Consider the following 12,342-nt stretch of genomic DNA (forward strand, 5'->3'; position numbering starts at 1 on the left):
AGCATGTCGACGAATGAAAACCTGCTGTCCATCGAAAAACTCTGTGCCGGCTATGGCGACTTTCAAGCGCTGTTCGATATCAGCCTGACCCTTGAGGCGGGCGAAACCGTGGCGATCATTGGCTCTAACGGCGCGGGCAAATCGACGTTCCTGCGCTCTCTGGCCGGACTGATCAAAAACCAGCCCGGCGCCATCACCTTCAAGGGCCAGGCGATGGGTGACCTGGCGGCGAATCAGGTGCTCGAGCGTGGCATTGCTTTGGTGCCGGAAGGCAGAAAGCTGTTTCCCTCGCTCAGTGTCGAAGAAAACCTGTTGATCGGGGCCTACAGCAAACGCCCTGGCCCGTGGACGCTTGCGCGGATCTATCAGCTGTTTCCTGTGCTGGAAAAACTGCGCAAGCGTCCCGGCACAGCGCTGTCCGGCGGTCAGCAGCAAATGGTCGCGATTGGCCGAGGTTTGATGGCCAACCCGCAGTTGCTGTTGTGTGACGAGATCAGCCTGGGACTGGCGCCGACGACGATCAAGGACATCTACGCCGCGCTGCCCTCGATCAAGGCTGACGGCACCACGGTGATTCTCGTCGAGCAGGACATCAATCAGGCGTTGAGTGTCTGCGACCGTTTCTATTGCTTCCAGGAAGGGCGGGTGTCCCTGACTGGCCGCGCTGGGGACGCGGACAAAGCGCAAATCAAAGCCGCGTATTTCGGGATCTAGATATGGAATGGCTCAATACTCTGCTTCAAGGCATGTTGCTCGGTGGCCTCTACGCGATGTTTGCGGTGGGGCTGTCGCTGATGTTCGGCATCATGCGCCTGGTCAATATCGCCCATGGCGACTTCATCGTACTGGCGTCGTACCTGGCACTGATGGTGGTCAATCATCTGGGCTTCAGCCCGCTGGCGAGCTTGCTGATCGTGGTGCCGTTGATGTTCTGTTTTGGCTATCTGCTGCAACGGCTGTTGCTCAACCGAACGCTTGGCCAGGACATTCTGCCGCCACTGCTGGTGACCTTTGGTTTGTCGATCATCGTGCAGAACGTGCTGCTGGAGTTTTTCAGCGCCGACAGCCAAAAGCTGTCCCAGGGCGACCTTGAAGTCGCCAGTGTCGGTTTCGGCAGTCTGAGCGTTGGCGTCATGCCGCTGATCGTGTTTTGCAGTGCGTTGCTGATCATCGGCGGCCTGCAATTGCTGTTTTACAAAACCGCAGTGGGCCGGGCGTTTCGTGCCACCTCCGATGACCAGCAAACCGCGCGGCTGATGGGCGTCAACAACGCGCATATTTTCGGTCTGGCCATGGCGCTGGCCATGGCGGTGGTGTCGATTGCCGGGGTGTTTCTGGCGATTCGCACCAGTTTCGATCCCACAGTGGGGCCGGCGCGTCTGTTGTACGGTTTTGAGGCGGTGATCATCGGCGGGTTGGGCAGCCTGTGGGGCACTTTGGCCGGTGGGGTGATCCTCGGCGTCGCCCAGACGCTGGGCGCAAAAATCGATCCCGGCTGGCAAATCCTCGCCGGTCATCTTGTGTTTCTGTTGATCCTGGTCGTGCGCCCGCGTGGCCTGTTCCCCCGGAGTGTCGATTGATGAATGCCTTGAATAATCCTGCGCTCACCTATCGCGTACAACGCACGACCACCAGCAGCCTGATCGGGCTGTCATTGCTGGGCCTCTGTGTGTTGGTATTGATCAGTGCGCCATTCTGGGCCGATCGTTCAAGCCAGCGACTGGTGGTGGAGTTCGCCTATTACCTGGCCCTGGCGCAAATGTGGAACCTGCTGGCGGGTTACGCGGGCATGGTTTCGGTCGGGCAGCAGGCGTTTGTCGGTCTGGGTGGGTACCTGTTGTTTATGCTGGCTACCCGGTTTGGTATTCCGCCGTTGTTCGCGGTCCTGCTCTCGGGGGTTCTGGTTGCGTTGCTGGCGATTCCCACGGCCTTGATCGTGTTTCGGCTGCGCGGTGCTTATTTCGCCATCGGCACGTGGGTTGTGGCAGAAGTCTTTCGCCTGGGGCTGGCACAAATGAGTAGCCTTGGCGGTGGTTCCGGGCAAAGTCTGCCGGCGGCGATTGTGCGGCAGATCGGCAATGACCGGGACGAGCGCGAGATGCTGATCTACTTCACCGCACTGGCCATCGCCATTGGCGCCGTGGCCGTGGTGTTTTTTGTGCTGCGTTCGCGACAGGGCCTGGCCCTGGCGTCGATTCGCGATTCCGAGCCGGCGTCTGGCAGCCTGGGGGTCAATACCTTCCGCACCAAGTTGATGGTGTACGTGCTGGCTGCCGGTTGCACGGGCGTGGTCGGGGCGCTGATCTTTTTGCAAAAACTGCGTATTTCCCCGGATGCGGCGTTCAACCTGCAGGACTGGACGGCGGTGGTGATCTTTATTGTCATCATCGGCGGCATTGGCACCCTGGAGGGGCCATTGATCGGCACGCTGATTTACTTTGTGCTGCGTGGCTGTCTGGCGCAGTACGGCGCCGTGTACATGATCATCCTTGGCGTGGTTGCGGTGGTGATGATGCTCAAGGCCCCGCAAGGGGTGTGGGGGCTGATCAGTGAACGCCTGGGCTGGCAGGTTTTCCCCATGCAGCGGCGGTTGTCTATTCAGAGCCACAAGTAGCGCGTTGTCAGGGATGTGGAGTGCGGGGTGCCGAGAGGCTAACCTCGCTGTTCCTATAAGAACAAAAACATCCAGAGAGTCCGCCCCATGGATCGTTTACTCAGTGTCGAAGCCTTTGTGCGTGTTGCCGAAACCGGTAACTTCGCCAAGGCGGCTCAGCAACTGGGCGTGACCCGCTCAGTGATCACCCACCGTATTCAACAGCTGGAACAGTTTATCAATGCGCCGCTGTTCCATCGCAGTACCCGTCACGTGCGGCTCTCCGAGGTAGGCGAGACGTACTACAAGGAATGCGCGGACATGGTCGCGAGTTTCAACTCGCTGACCGAACACATGCGCGAGTTGCGCGCCAAACCCACTGGCAAATTACGGGTGCAGATGTTGCCCGGCTTTGCCATCGGTCACTTCGGCAGAATGCTCGCCGAATTCACGCGGCTGTACCCGGACATTGAGGTCGACGTCATCGTCAATGACCGGGTCGTGGACCCGATCGAAGAGGGCTTCGATGTAGCGTTCCAGATGTTCCCGCCGATGGCGGAAACCCTGATCGAGCGCAAGTTGTTCAGCGTTCGCCGGTTGTTCTGCATGTCACCCGATTATGCCGCCGAGTTCGGCGTGCCCAAGCACCCCCAGGAGCTGCTGCAACACAAGATTGCCTTGTACGAGGGCTATCCGTCGCGCAACCGCTGGATCTTCACGCGCGATGACGAGCAGGTGGAGCTGAGCCTGCCGGGCCAGGTGCGATCGAACTCGGTTCATTTGTTGCGCGACTACGCGGCGACCGGGATCTGCATTGTTTGTTTGCCGACGTTGGTGGCCAGCGATGACCTGCTCAGCGGTCGGCTGATTCCCGTACTGCCCGAGTACGCGTTGTCGTCCTTCAATTTTTCCGCGGTGTATCCCGCTACCCAGCGCCGGGCATTGAAAGTCCGCACACTGATCGACTTCCTGGTGGAGAACTTCGGTGACGAACCGTGCTGGGACAAGCCCTTGCTGGAGCGTGGCTGGGTACGCTGAGTGGCAAGTTACTCACGCCAGTGTTTGCGTTTCGCGAACACTGTTGTCGCCCGCTCTCTAATTGTTCCCGAAGGAGGTGCGACGTACTGTTGACTCACTGTTACTACAACAACAAAGCGGTGAAAACCATGAGTAGTGCTGCAATCGAAACGGTCTTCGGCTCGTTGGATAACTACAGCAAAGGGTCGGTTGAAATCATCAGCGGCCAGGCGAGTCATTACGCTTTTTCGAACATTTTCGAAGTGGCGGAAAAATCCCTCCCTTATGAAAAAGTCGTCGTTGGTCTCAATCTCGGTTACGTCATTGAAACCCTGCGCGCCGAAGGTCAATCGCCTTGGTACACGGCAGCGCACGACGAGTTTGTCATCGTCATGGACGGTGAAGTACGTGTGGATTTCCTCAAGCTCGATGCGCCTTTGAAAGACGGCGAGGGCACTCGGTTGGCCGGTGAAGTGGCTGGTGAAGTGCCGGGGGGCAAACCGATGGGCTACGTGCTGCTCAAGCGCGGTCACCAGTGCCTGCTACCAACCGGTACTGCGTATCGCTTCGAAGCCAGTCGTCCCGGCGTGATGCTGCAGCAGACCATCAAGGGGCCGTTGTCGGTCGAGAAGTGGGCAGACATCTGCTTCAAGTGATCAGCCGGATCTGACCTGTTCAGCACCGCCGTCCCATCCAACAAGAGGAATCCCGTCATGGCCATGCTTGAAAACGCTGCCGATAACACATCCTTTGCCGACGACGAAGTCCAGGCTAGCGCCCCCCATGCCGTCACCGGCTATTGCTCCTTCAAACTCGGCGCCTTCGAACTGTCGCGCGACGAGTATTTTGCCCGCATCACCTGGCCCGCCAAAGGTCAGACCCGTTCGCACCTGATTCCGGTCGATGCCTTTCTGCGCGCCATGATGCGCGACGTGGCCTGGGGCTTTTTCTACGGTTGGGTCAACTTCGACCACGTCATCGGCACCCGCAATTACTACGGCAAAGTCGACCTGTACGCCGGTACCTTCAACGGCACGCTCAAGGCTGCAGGCGTCAACTACACCGAAAATTTTGAAACGCCGCTGATCATGGCGACCTTCAAAGCCATCCTGCGGGACTGGACCAACGCCACGTTTGACCCGTTCGCGGCGCCGGAAGAAACCGGTTCGGCGTTCGGTCGCAAGAACGGCAACAATATCGAAGCCATCGAACGCTTCCGCATCGCCACCAAGCGCATGCCAGGCCTGAAAGATGACTCGCCGCTGCGTAACGATTTGCCGATCAATCGCCAGTTCATCGACGTTTCTCAAGATGAGCCCGAAGTTCATGCCGCAGAAGGTTTTGAAGGTGAGCTGCATGCCTTCAGCCTGTTCAAGTACCTGTCGCGTTCCGACGTGACCTGGAACCCGTCGGTGACCTCGGTGTGTAAGGCCAGCCTGTTCTGCCCGACCACTGAAGAATTCATCCTGCCGGTGTTCCATGGCAATGACCGGGTCGAGTGGTTCCTGCAGTTGTCCGATGAAATCCTCTGGGACGTCGGCGACAAGGATGATGGCAACCCGCGCGCCCGCATCACCATGCGTGCCGGCGACATCTGCGCCATGCCGGCGGACATTCGTCACCAAGGTTATTCGACCAAACGCTCGATGCTGCTGGTGTGGGAAAACGCCACGCCGAACCTGCCGCAACGCTACGAAAGCGGTGAACTCAAGCCGTATCCGATCGAGTTCTAAGACCTTTGTCTTGCCCGGCATCACGCCGGGCTATTCAGCAGAGCATGCTCCCAAGAATCAAGTCGTCAGACACTGCGCCACAGGCGCGGTGCGAGGAAAATATTATGCAAAATCAGCTTTATATCGATGGCCAATTCGTTAACGCGGTAGCCGGTGGCACCATCGACGTCATATCGCCCCACGACGGCTCGTTGATCACCCGAGTCGCCGCCGCCGAAGCCGCTGACATCGAGCTTGCTGTCGCCGCCGCCAAACGTGCTTTCCCGGCCTGGTCTGCCCTGGGCGCCGCCGAACGCGGGCGCTTGTTGCTCAAACTGGCGGACAAGATCGAAGAATGTGGCGAAGAACTGGCACAGCTCGAATCCCTGAACACCGGACACCCGATTCGTGATTCGCGCGGCCTCGACGTTCCGCGCACGGCGGCCTGTTTCCGTTACTTCGGCGGCATGGCCGACAAGATCGAAGGTTCGGTGATTCCGGTCGAAGCCGGGTTTCTCAATTACGTACAGCGCAAGCCGATCGGTGTGGTCGGGCAGATCGTGCCCTGGAACTTTCCGCTGATGTTCACCAGCTGGAAAATGGGCCCGGCACTGGCCGCGGGTAACACCATCGTCATCAAGCCATCGGAAATCACACCGCTGTCGACCTTGCGCATTGTCGAACTGATGACTGAAGTCGGCTTCCCTGCGGGTGTGGTCAACGTCGTGCCGGGTTACGGTCATACTGCCGGCCGGGCGCTGGCGGAACACCTCGACGTGGGCAAGATTGCCTTCACCGGTTCGACTGCCACGGGTCGCCAGATTGTTGAAGCTTCGAAAGGCAACCTCAAGCGCATCCAACTGGAGCTGGGCGGGAAGGGCGCCAACATCGTGTTCGAAGATGCCAACCTGGAAGCAGCCGTCAATGGCGCTGCCTGGGCCATCTTTCACAACCAGGGCCAGGCCTGCATCGCCGGTTCGCGTTTGATTCTGCATAAAGACATCGCTGACCGCTTCCTTGAGCGTTTTATCGCGTTGGCCAAATCCATTCAACTGGGCGACCCGATGGATCCCGAGACTGAAATGGGTCCGCTGACGTCGGCGCTGCACCGCGATCGCGTGCTGGCCTATATCGATATCGCGATAGAACAGGGCGGCAAAATCCTCGCCGGCGGTAAAGCGCCAGACGACCTGAGATTGGCCAATGGTTTTTATGTCGAACCGACCATTGTCGAGGCTTCGCCCGAGGATCGTGTGTGCCAGGAAGAGGTATTCGGCCCATTCGTTACGGTGGTGCGGTTCAGCACCGACGAAGAAGCCCTGGCCATCGCCAATAGCACCGAGTACGGGCTGGGCAGCGGCCTTTGGACGCAGAACCTGAGCCGCGCGCATAAAATGGCCGACGCCATTCATGCCGGCATGTGTTGGGTCAACTGCTACAAGCGCGTCAGTCCTGGCAGTCCGTTTGGTGGCGTCGGTCAATCGGGCTACGGCCGTGAAATGGGTTTTGAAGCGATCCACGATTACACCGAAGCACGCTCGGTCTGGGTCAACGTCGACGCCAAAATCGCTCCGCACTTCAAACGCTGAGGCCTGTCATGAATCCTTTTGTGTACCAAAGCCTGCCGACACGTGTGGTGTTTGGCTGGGGCAAGCTCTCGGCGCTGGCTGAAGAGATCGAGCGTCTGGGCGCCAGGCGCGCGCTGATTCTCACCACGCCTGAACAACAGGCACTGGGCGAGCAAGTCGCAACCTTGCTCGGTGACCGCGCTGCGGGCGTCTATCCCAAAGCGGTGATGCATGTGCCGCTGGAAGTGGCGCAAGCGGCTCGCGTCGAAGCGGCCCGTCTCGATGCCGATTGCTGTGTGGCCATTGGCGGTGGTTCGACCATCGGCCTGGGCAAAGCGATTGCCATGGATTCGGGGCTGCCGATCGTGGCGATTCCGACGACTTACGCCGGTTCGGAAATGACCCCGATCTACGGGCTGACCGAAAACCGGCTGAAGAAAACCGGACGCGATTCCAGGGTTTTGCCCAAGACCGTGATCTACGATCCGCAATTGACGCTGACCCTGCCCGCGCAAATTTCTGCCTGCTCGGGGATGAATGCCATGGCGCACGCGGTTGAAGCGCTGTATGCCCAGGACGCCAATCCGATCATCGGTTTCATGGCCGAAGAGTCGATTCGCTCACTGGCCTTGGCCTTGCCGGGCGTGGTCAATGACCCCAATGATCCGGATGCTCGCAGCCAGGCGTTGTACGGCGCCTGGCTGGCTGGCATTTGCCTGGGTTCGGTCTGTATGGCCTTGCACCACAAGCTTTGCCACACCTTGGGCGGTACGTTCAATCTGCCGCACGCTCAGGCACACGCAATCGTTCTGCCACACGCCGCCCATTACAACTGCGAGGCGGCCGCAGGACCGCTACAGCGTGCCGCCCGCGCCTTGGGTGGCAGCGAGGCGGGCGAGGTGGGCGCCTTGTTGTATGCACTGAACCAGAAGCTGGGCATTCCACTGGCTCTGGCTGACATCGGCCTGCCTGAAAACGGGCCGGCCGACGCTGCGCAAATCGCCTGCGCCAGTCCTTACTACAACCCACGGCCGTTTGAACAAGGCCCGATCGAAGCGCTGTTGACCCGCGCCATGAAAGGCCTGGCGCCAGCCTGATACGTTGACAGCAACGACCTTCCACGTCGGAATAACAACAATGACCAATCAAGACAAAGTCATAGAAGCCCTGATCTCCGAACAGGCGGTGAACAGTTTCAACGGCGCTCCCAATGCGCGTTACAAACAGATCATGCAGAGCCTGGTTCGCCACCTGCACGCGTTCGTCAGCGACGTCGAACTGACTGAGCAGGAATGGTTTGAAGGCATCCGCTTCCTCACTGAGACCGGCCACAAGTGCGATGGTCTGGTGCGCCAGGAATTCATCCTGCTGTCGGACACCCTAGGCGTCTCGATGCTGGTCGATGCGATCAACCATCGGCACAGTGCAAGCGCCACCGAGACCACCGTGTTCGGGCCGTTCTACATCGAAGGCATGCCGGAGCGTGAATTCGGCGAAAACATGGCCTTCACCCCTGGCGAAACGGCGCTGGTACGCGGACGTGTGGTCGATACCCACGGCGACCCGCTGGCCGGCGCGGTGCTGGACGTCTGGCAGACCGCCGAAAACGGCATGTATTCAGGTCAGGACAGCGACCAGCCGTTCGGCAATCTGCGCGGTCGCTATCGCACCGATGCCGACGGTTATTTTGCGATTCGCACGATTGTCCCGGTGTGCTATCCGATCCCCACCGATGGTCCGGTCGGGCGCATGCTCAATGCCGCCAACCGTCACCCGTGGCGGCCAGCGCACCTGCATTTCATGATCGATGTCCCGGGTTATCGCAAACTGGTCACCCACCTGTTCAATCACGATGATCCATACCTGGAGTCCGATGCCGTGTTTGGCGTCAAACAGTCATTGCAGGTGATCTATGAAGACCGGGTCACGCACGATGACTTGTCCGCCGACCTGGGTATTGAATTGCCGTTCAAACGTGCGTGTTACGAATTCGTCATGGAAACAGAGTGAACCATGGGCCAGTTTTTTGCGGTATTTGCTACAGACCACCCGGGCTCTCTGGCATTGCGTCAGCGCTTGCGACCCAGTCATCAAGCGCACTTGCGAGCGACCGAGACACATCGGGTGATCGTCAGGTTCGGCGGCCCGACTCTCGATGAAGCCGGCGCAGCCATGAATGGCACGTTGCTGGTGATCGAGGCGGGCAGCTTGCCGGAGGTGGAAGCGTTCATCCAGGACGATCCGTATGTTCAGGCCGGACTGTTTGCCAATATACAGATCCGCCCTTGGCACTGGAGCCTTGGCAACCCGGAATTGCGTGGCTGATCATGACCACCATCACCTTGTGCCAACGGGATGACATCATTGATGGCGGCGCCCTGGGTCTGCCCGAACACCAGCAGCTACATCCCGCCGGGCTGATTGCGGTGCGTCAAGGCGAGCAGGTGTGGGTCTACATCAACCGATGCCCACATTTCTCGGTGCCGCTGGACTATCGTCCGCGGGCGTTCTGCACGTATCGCGGCAAGATCCTGATGTGCGCTCACCATAGCGCAATGTTTCGTTTTGAAGACGGGCATTGCATCGACGGACCCTGCAAAGGCGCGCAGTTGGAGCCAGTGCCGGTGCGATGGGTCGAAAATCGATTGGTCATGGACGTCAACTGTTAGCGGCGATATCTGCTGGTTCCTCAACCGGGATATTAAGTGCATCAGTCTTGCAACTGCAGATACGAAAAAACCCGCACAGCCTGGACCCAGCCGCCAGTTCCAAGGGAGTGAAGCACGCGACTTGTACCGTCTGTTAGCCCGCAACACTTATTTTATTTCGGTTCCGGGCACGAAATATTTGCTGGGATCATTGGCCTTCTTCAGGTCAATTAAGGCTCGGCAAATGCAATGTGAGAATTGTTTCTGCAACTTTTCGGGCTCTTTCCATGCTATTTGCGATGCTTGCAGTTGTTGTCCCTCGGACGATTTGTAGCAGACGCAATTGTCAAGTCGGCTGATGCCGTTATCATTTGTGCTCTGACAAGCAGTGGTAAGCAAAGAGATCGCGATGAGCATTACGAAGCGTTTCATTGGCTCCCCTCCGAGGCTGTTGTGAAGGGCTAACTCTAAATAGACCGCAGTGGAGTGATAGCGCCTTCGCGGGGTTGCATTCCCTGTTCTCTCGCCTGCCCTCTGATCAGGCAGGATGTGTAACAGCTTGGTGACCGCTGAAGGGGGGGTATACGCCATGGACGGAAAGCCCAAACTACTCAATAAGCCCGACAGTAGAAGGAAGCATAGCTCTCATTTTCCATCGCTCCATCCACTGGCTGCTTTTTGCCGAGACTGTGTAAAAACTGTTGGCGCTGATTGAAAACTGACCCACGCTGCCGATAAATATTTGCCTCAGGACAGATCACTGACTTCCCGCTAGTCCTCCATAGCTTCGCTCAAAATTTGATCAGGAATGGACGGCACGCTGGGTCAGTCGCTAGTCGGCCGGTGAGTCCCTACTGGGTCAAACCCGAATCAGCGGCAACAGGCCATTCGCGCCTGCGCCTCAACCGTCGAAAAAATTTTGCAGTACGATATCGATTTCCGGAACCCCATTCGTCGTTCCGATGCCAGGCCGATGAGGCCGGCTCAAACAAGGAGACAGACGATGCGTGTGATTGTGTTCGTGAAGGCTACCGACGACAGCGAAAAGGGCATTCTGCCCACGACCGAGATGTTCGAGGCGATGGGCAGATATAACGAGGAGCTGGTCAATGCCGGCATCATGCTCGTCGCCGACGGCCTCAAGCCCTCTTCGCAGGGCAAGCGTATTGCGTTCGATGGCCCCGGCCGTACGGTCATCGACGGACCTTTCGCCGAAACCCGCGAGCTGGTCGCCGGCTTCTGGCTCTGGGAAGTCAAGGACATGGACGAGGCGGTCGCCTGGGTGAAGCGCTGCCCCAATCCCATGCCGGGACCGAGCGAGATCGAAATCCGGCCGCTGTACGAGATGGCCGATTTGTGATGAGAATCTGACGCCGGAGGTCACGGCCCACCGTCCGCTACTGGCCCTGTTTTTGAGTTAATTCACGAACGGCCCGACGAAGGGCCTGTAAACTGGCCGCGCAAAAGGCGTGCCTCATTGAATGCCCCAGCGGGCTTGGCTGACTGAGCCCGCTGACGATGTCGGGCCCACCGCCCATACACGACTGCCCCTTTACCACCTCAAGCAAGAGATCCCCATGGCAAACCACGACCTCACCTTCCTCCCCGACCCCGACCCGGAATCCATCTCCTCCGACGTCGCCGGTTTCGGCGGCCTGTTGGTCTCCACTCAGATCCCCACCCGCGCCGACGGCAGCCTGGAGCTGGGCGGCATCGCCTTGCAGAGCGAGTGCACCCTGCAGGCGCTCAAGGTAGCGCTGGAGCGCGCCGGGAGTTCCATGGACCGGGTTCTGCATCTGACCATCTACCTCACCGACATGGCCGACCGCGCCGCCTTTAACGAGGTCTACCAGCGCTTCTTCGCCAAGCCCTGGCCGGTTCGCGCCGCCGTTGGCGTGGCCGCCCTGGCGGTCGAAGGCATGCGTGTGGAAGTTACCGCTATGGCGGCCAAGGGCTGAGTCCGCGGACTTATCCGGCGGCCCCGCTCAGCGAGGGGCTGCTAACGGGCAGCACACGGGGCCGGTCTCGCGGAACTGCATCCGCCATCCCGGAGCTGGGATGGCCGATGCACGTTTCCCTCAACTTTGAGGCGCGCCACGCTCCACCATCGCTCGCCATTCCTGGACGCTCGGCCTTTCTTGCATCCTTGCGTGCCATACCCGCAACGCTTCACATTCATCAGGTACGGGGAGTTTGACCAGCGAGGCGAAAATCATGCCGCCCAGGACCGCGATATCGGCCATGGAGAACTTGTCACCCGCAACGAACGGCTGATTTTTGAGAACGCTGTCGAAATAGCGCATGCCCCTGACCGCCTTGTCGCGCATGCGGCCGCCCCATTCGGGGTTTTGATAAAGCTCGACCTGCGGCCCAAGCCCCGGAGTGGCGTGATGAAAGTACGCGCTGACCGCGTCAAGAAACTCGATTTCGGCACGCTTGGTCATCATGTGGATGAGGCCTTTCTCTACAGGCGTTTGCCCGCTAAGGGTGGGATTGCCATCCAATGCGTCCAGGTACTGAGTAATAGCCGTGCACTCCGCTATGAGCGTGCCGTCATTCAACTCCAGCACGGGTAGCGTTCCGGAGTAGTTGATGGCCAGAAACTCGGGTTTCTTGTGCTCGCCTGTCCACAGGTTGACCGATACAAATTCGATTCGAGAAAGCAGGCCTTTTTCCGCCAATGCGATGCGCACACGAGCGGGGTAGGGGCCATCGAACCAGTCGTGGATTTTCATCATAGGAAGCGTGGATGTTTCGAACTGCGATTTTGAAGAGGTCATGGTTTTTACCTGCCTGTCAGTTGG

Annotated in this window: 14 protein-coding genes; 13 read left to right on the top strand and 1 reads right to left on the bottom strand. The window is 59.0% G+C overall.

The features are described 5' to 3' along the window. The first annotated feature begins 21 nt into the window (after positions 1–21). The 13 genes from ACN1C3_RS11090 to ACN1C3_RS11150 all read left to right on the top strand — a co-directional run bounded on the left by ACN1C3_RS11090 (position 22) and on the right by ACN1C3_RS11150 (position 11,496). Entirely contained in the window at positions 22–714 is a 693-nt protein-coding gene (locus tag ACN1C3_RS11090) for an ABC transporter ATP-binding protein (RefSeq protein WP_419116092.1), read from the top strand. A 2-nt stretch (positions 715–716) separates the two neighbouring features. Then, the gene (locus tag ACN1C3_RS11095; RefSeq protein ID WP_419115856.1) at positions 717–1,580 is read left to right on the top strand and encodes a branched-chain amino acid ABC transporter permease; all 864 of its coding nucleotides are present in this window, start codon (positions 717–719) and stop codon (positions 1,578–1,580) included. Continuing rightward, a complete protein-coding gene (locus ACN1C3_RS11100) occupies positions 1,580–2,614 on the top strand; it encodes a branched-chain amino acid ABC transporter permease (protein WP_419115857.1) in 1,035 nt (344 codons plus the stop codon). Before ACN1C3_RS11095 ends, ACN1C3_RS11100 begins: the two co-directional genes overlap by 1 nt. 87 nt (positions 2,615–2,701) lie before the next feature. Next, complete coding sequence (locus tag ACN1C3_RS11105; RefSeq protein ID WP_419115858.1) at positions 2,702–3,631, top strand: LysR substrate-binding domain-containing protein; 930 nt, start codon at positions 2,702–2,704, stop codon at positions 3,629–3,631. Positions 3,632–3,759: 128 nt separating this feature from the next. Then, the gene (locus tag ACN1C3_RS11110; RefSeq protein ID WP_419115859.1) at positions 3,760–4,266 is read left to right on the top strand and encodes a hydroxyquinol 1,2-dioxygenase; all 507 of its coding nucleotides are present in this window, start codon (positions 3,760–3,762) and stop codon (positions 4,264–4,266) included. A gap of 57 nt (positions 4,267–4,323) precedes the next feature. Then, positions 4,324–5,343, top strand: a complete 1,020-nt coding sequence (locus tag ACN1C3_RS11115) for a hydroxyquinol 1,2-dioxygenase (protein WP_419115860.1) — start codon at positions 4,324–4,326, stop codon at positions 5,341–5,343. A gap of 104 nt (positions 5,344–5,447) precedes the next feature. Continuing rightward, positions 5,448–6,911, top strand: coding sequence for an aldehyde dehydrogenase family protein (locus ACN1C3_RS11120; RefSeq protein WP_419115861.1), 1,464 nt, complete (start codon positions 5,448–5,450; stop codon positions 6,909–6,911). Between the two features lie 8 nt (positions 6,912–6,919). Beyond that, positions 6,920–7,987 (top strand): maleylacetate reductase, encoded by a 1,068-nt coding sequence (locus tag ACN1C3_RS11125; RefSeq protein WP_419115862.1) that lies wholly within the window; start codon positions 6,920–6,922, stop codon positions 7,985–7,987. A gap of 40 nt (positions 7,988–8,027) precedes the next feature. Continuing rightward, complete coding sequence (locus ACN1C3_RS11130) at positions 8,028–8,900, top strand: dioxygenase (protein WP_419115863.1); 873 nt, start codon at positions 8,028–8,030, stop codon at positions 8,898–8,900. A gap of 3 nt (positions 8,901–8,903) precedes the next feature. Next, on the top strand, positions 8,904–9,215 hold the full coding sequence (locus tag ACN1C3_RS11135) for a YciI family protein (protein WP_419115864.1): 312 nt from the start codon (positions 8,904–8,906) through the stop codon (positions 9,213–9,215). A 2-nt stretch (positions 9,216–9,217) separates the two neighbouring features. After that, on the top strand, positions 9,218–9,559 hold the full coding sequence (locus tag ACN1C3_RS11140) for a Rieske (2Fe-2S) protein (RefSeq protein WP_419115865.1): 342 nt from the start codon (positions 9,218–9,220) through the stop codon (positions 9,557–9,559). A gap of 982 nt (positions 9,560–10,541) precedes the next feature. Then, positions 10,542–10,898, top strand: a complete 357-nt coding sequence (locus tag ACN1C3_RS11145; RefSeq protein WP_419115866.1) for a YciI family protein — start codon at positions 10,542–10,544, stop codon at positions 10,896–10,898. Between the two features lie 217 nt (positions 10,899–11,115). Next, positions 11,116–11,496, top strand: coding sequence for a RidA family protein (locus ACN1C3_RS11150; RefSeq protein ID WP_419115867.1), 381 nt, complete (start codon positions 11,116–11,118; stop codon positions 11,494–11,496). A 120-nt stretch (positions 11,497–11,616) separates the two neighbouring features. On the opposite strand, the gene ACN1C3_RS11155 is transcribed toward ACN1C3_RS11150, so the two are convergent. Next, positions 11,617–12,318: a glutathione S-transferase gene (locus ACN1C3_RS11155; protein ID WP_419115868.1), complete on the bottom strand. Its 702-nt coding sequence runs from the start codon at positions 12,316–12,318 to the stop codon at positions 11,617–11,619. Positions 12,319–12,342 lie beyond the last annotated feature (24 nt).

The sequence above is a fragment of the Pseudomonas sp. H11T01 genome (assembly GCF_048515765.1).
Classification (GTDB): Bacteria; Pseudomonadota; Gammaproteobacteria; order Pseudomonadales; family Pseudomonadaceae; genus Aquipseudomonas.

What these genes read in the sequence shown, in the direction of transcription:
- ACN1C3_RS11095 (WP_419115856.1), top strand. Translation starts at nt 717, where the DNA reads ATGGAATGGCTCAATACTCTGCTTCAAGGCATGTTGCTCGGTGGCCTC.
- ACN1C3_RS11100 (WP_419115857.1), top strand. Translation starts at nt 1,580, where the DNA reads ATGAATGCCTTGAATAATCCTGCGCTCACCTATCGCGTACAACGCACG.
- ACN1C3_RS11105 (WP_419115858.1), top strand. Translation starts at nt 2,702, where the DNA reads ATGGATCGTTTACTCAGTGTCGAAGCCTTTGTGCGTGTTGCCGAAACC.
- ACN1C3_RS11110 (WP_419115859.1), top strand. Translation starts at nt 3,760, where the DNA reads ATGAGTAGTGCTGCAATCGAAACGGTCTTCGGCTCGTTGGATAACTAC.
- ACN1C3_RS11115 (WP_419115860.1), top strand. Translation starts at nt 4,324, where the DNA reads ATGGCCATGCTTGAAAACGCTGCCGATAACACATCCTTTGCCGACGAC.
- ACN1C3_RS11120 (WP_419115861.1), top strand. Translation starts at nt 5,448, where the DNA reads ATGCAAAATCAGCTTTATATCGATGGCCAATTCGTTAACGCGGTAGCC.
- ACN1C3_RS11125 (WP_419115862.1), top strand. Translation starts at nt 6,920, where the DNA reads ATGAATCCTTTTGTGTACCAAAGCCTGCCGACACGTGTGGTGTTTGGC.
- ACN1C3_RS11130 (WP_419115863.1), top strand. Translation starts at nt 8,028, where the DNA reads ATGACCAATCAAGACAAAGTCATAGAAGCCCTGATCTCCGAACAGGCG.
- ACN1C3_RS11135 (WP_419115864.1), top strand. Translation starts at nt 8,904, where the DNA reads ATGGGCCAGTTTTTTGCGGTATTTGCTACAGACCACCCGGGCTCTCTG.
- ACN1C3_RS11140 (WP_419115865.1), top strand. Translation starts at nt 9,218, where the DNA reads ATGACCACCATCACCTTGTGCCAACGGGATGACATCATTGATGGCGGC.
- ACN1C3_RS11145 (WP_419115866.1), top strand. Translation starts at nt 10,542, where the DNA reads ATGCGTGTGATTGTGTTCGTGAAGGCTACCGACGACAGCGAAAAGGGC.
- ACN1C3_RS11150 (WP_419115867.1), top strand. Translation starts at nt 11,116, where the DNA reads ATGGCAAACCACGACCTCACCTTCCTCCCCGACCCCGACCCGGAATCC.
- ACN1C3_RS11155 (WP_419115868.1), bottom strand. Translation starts at nt 12,318, where the DNA reads ATGACCTCTTCAAAATCGCAGTTCGAAACATCCACGCTTCCTATGATG.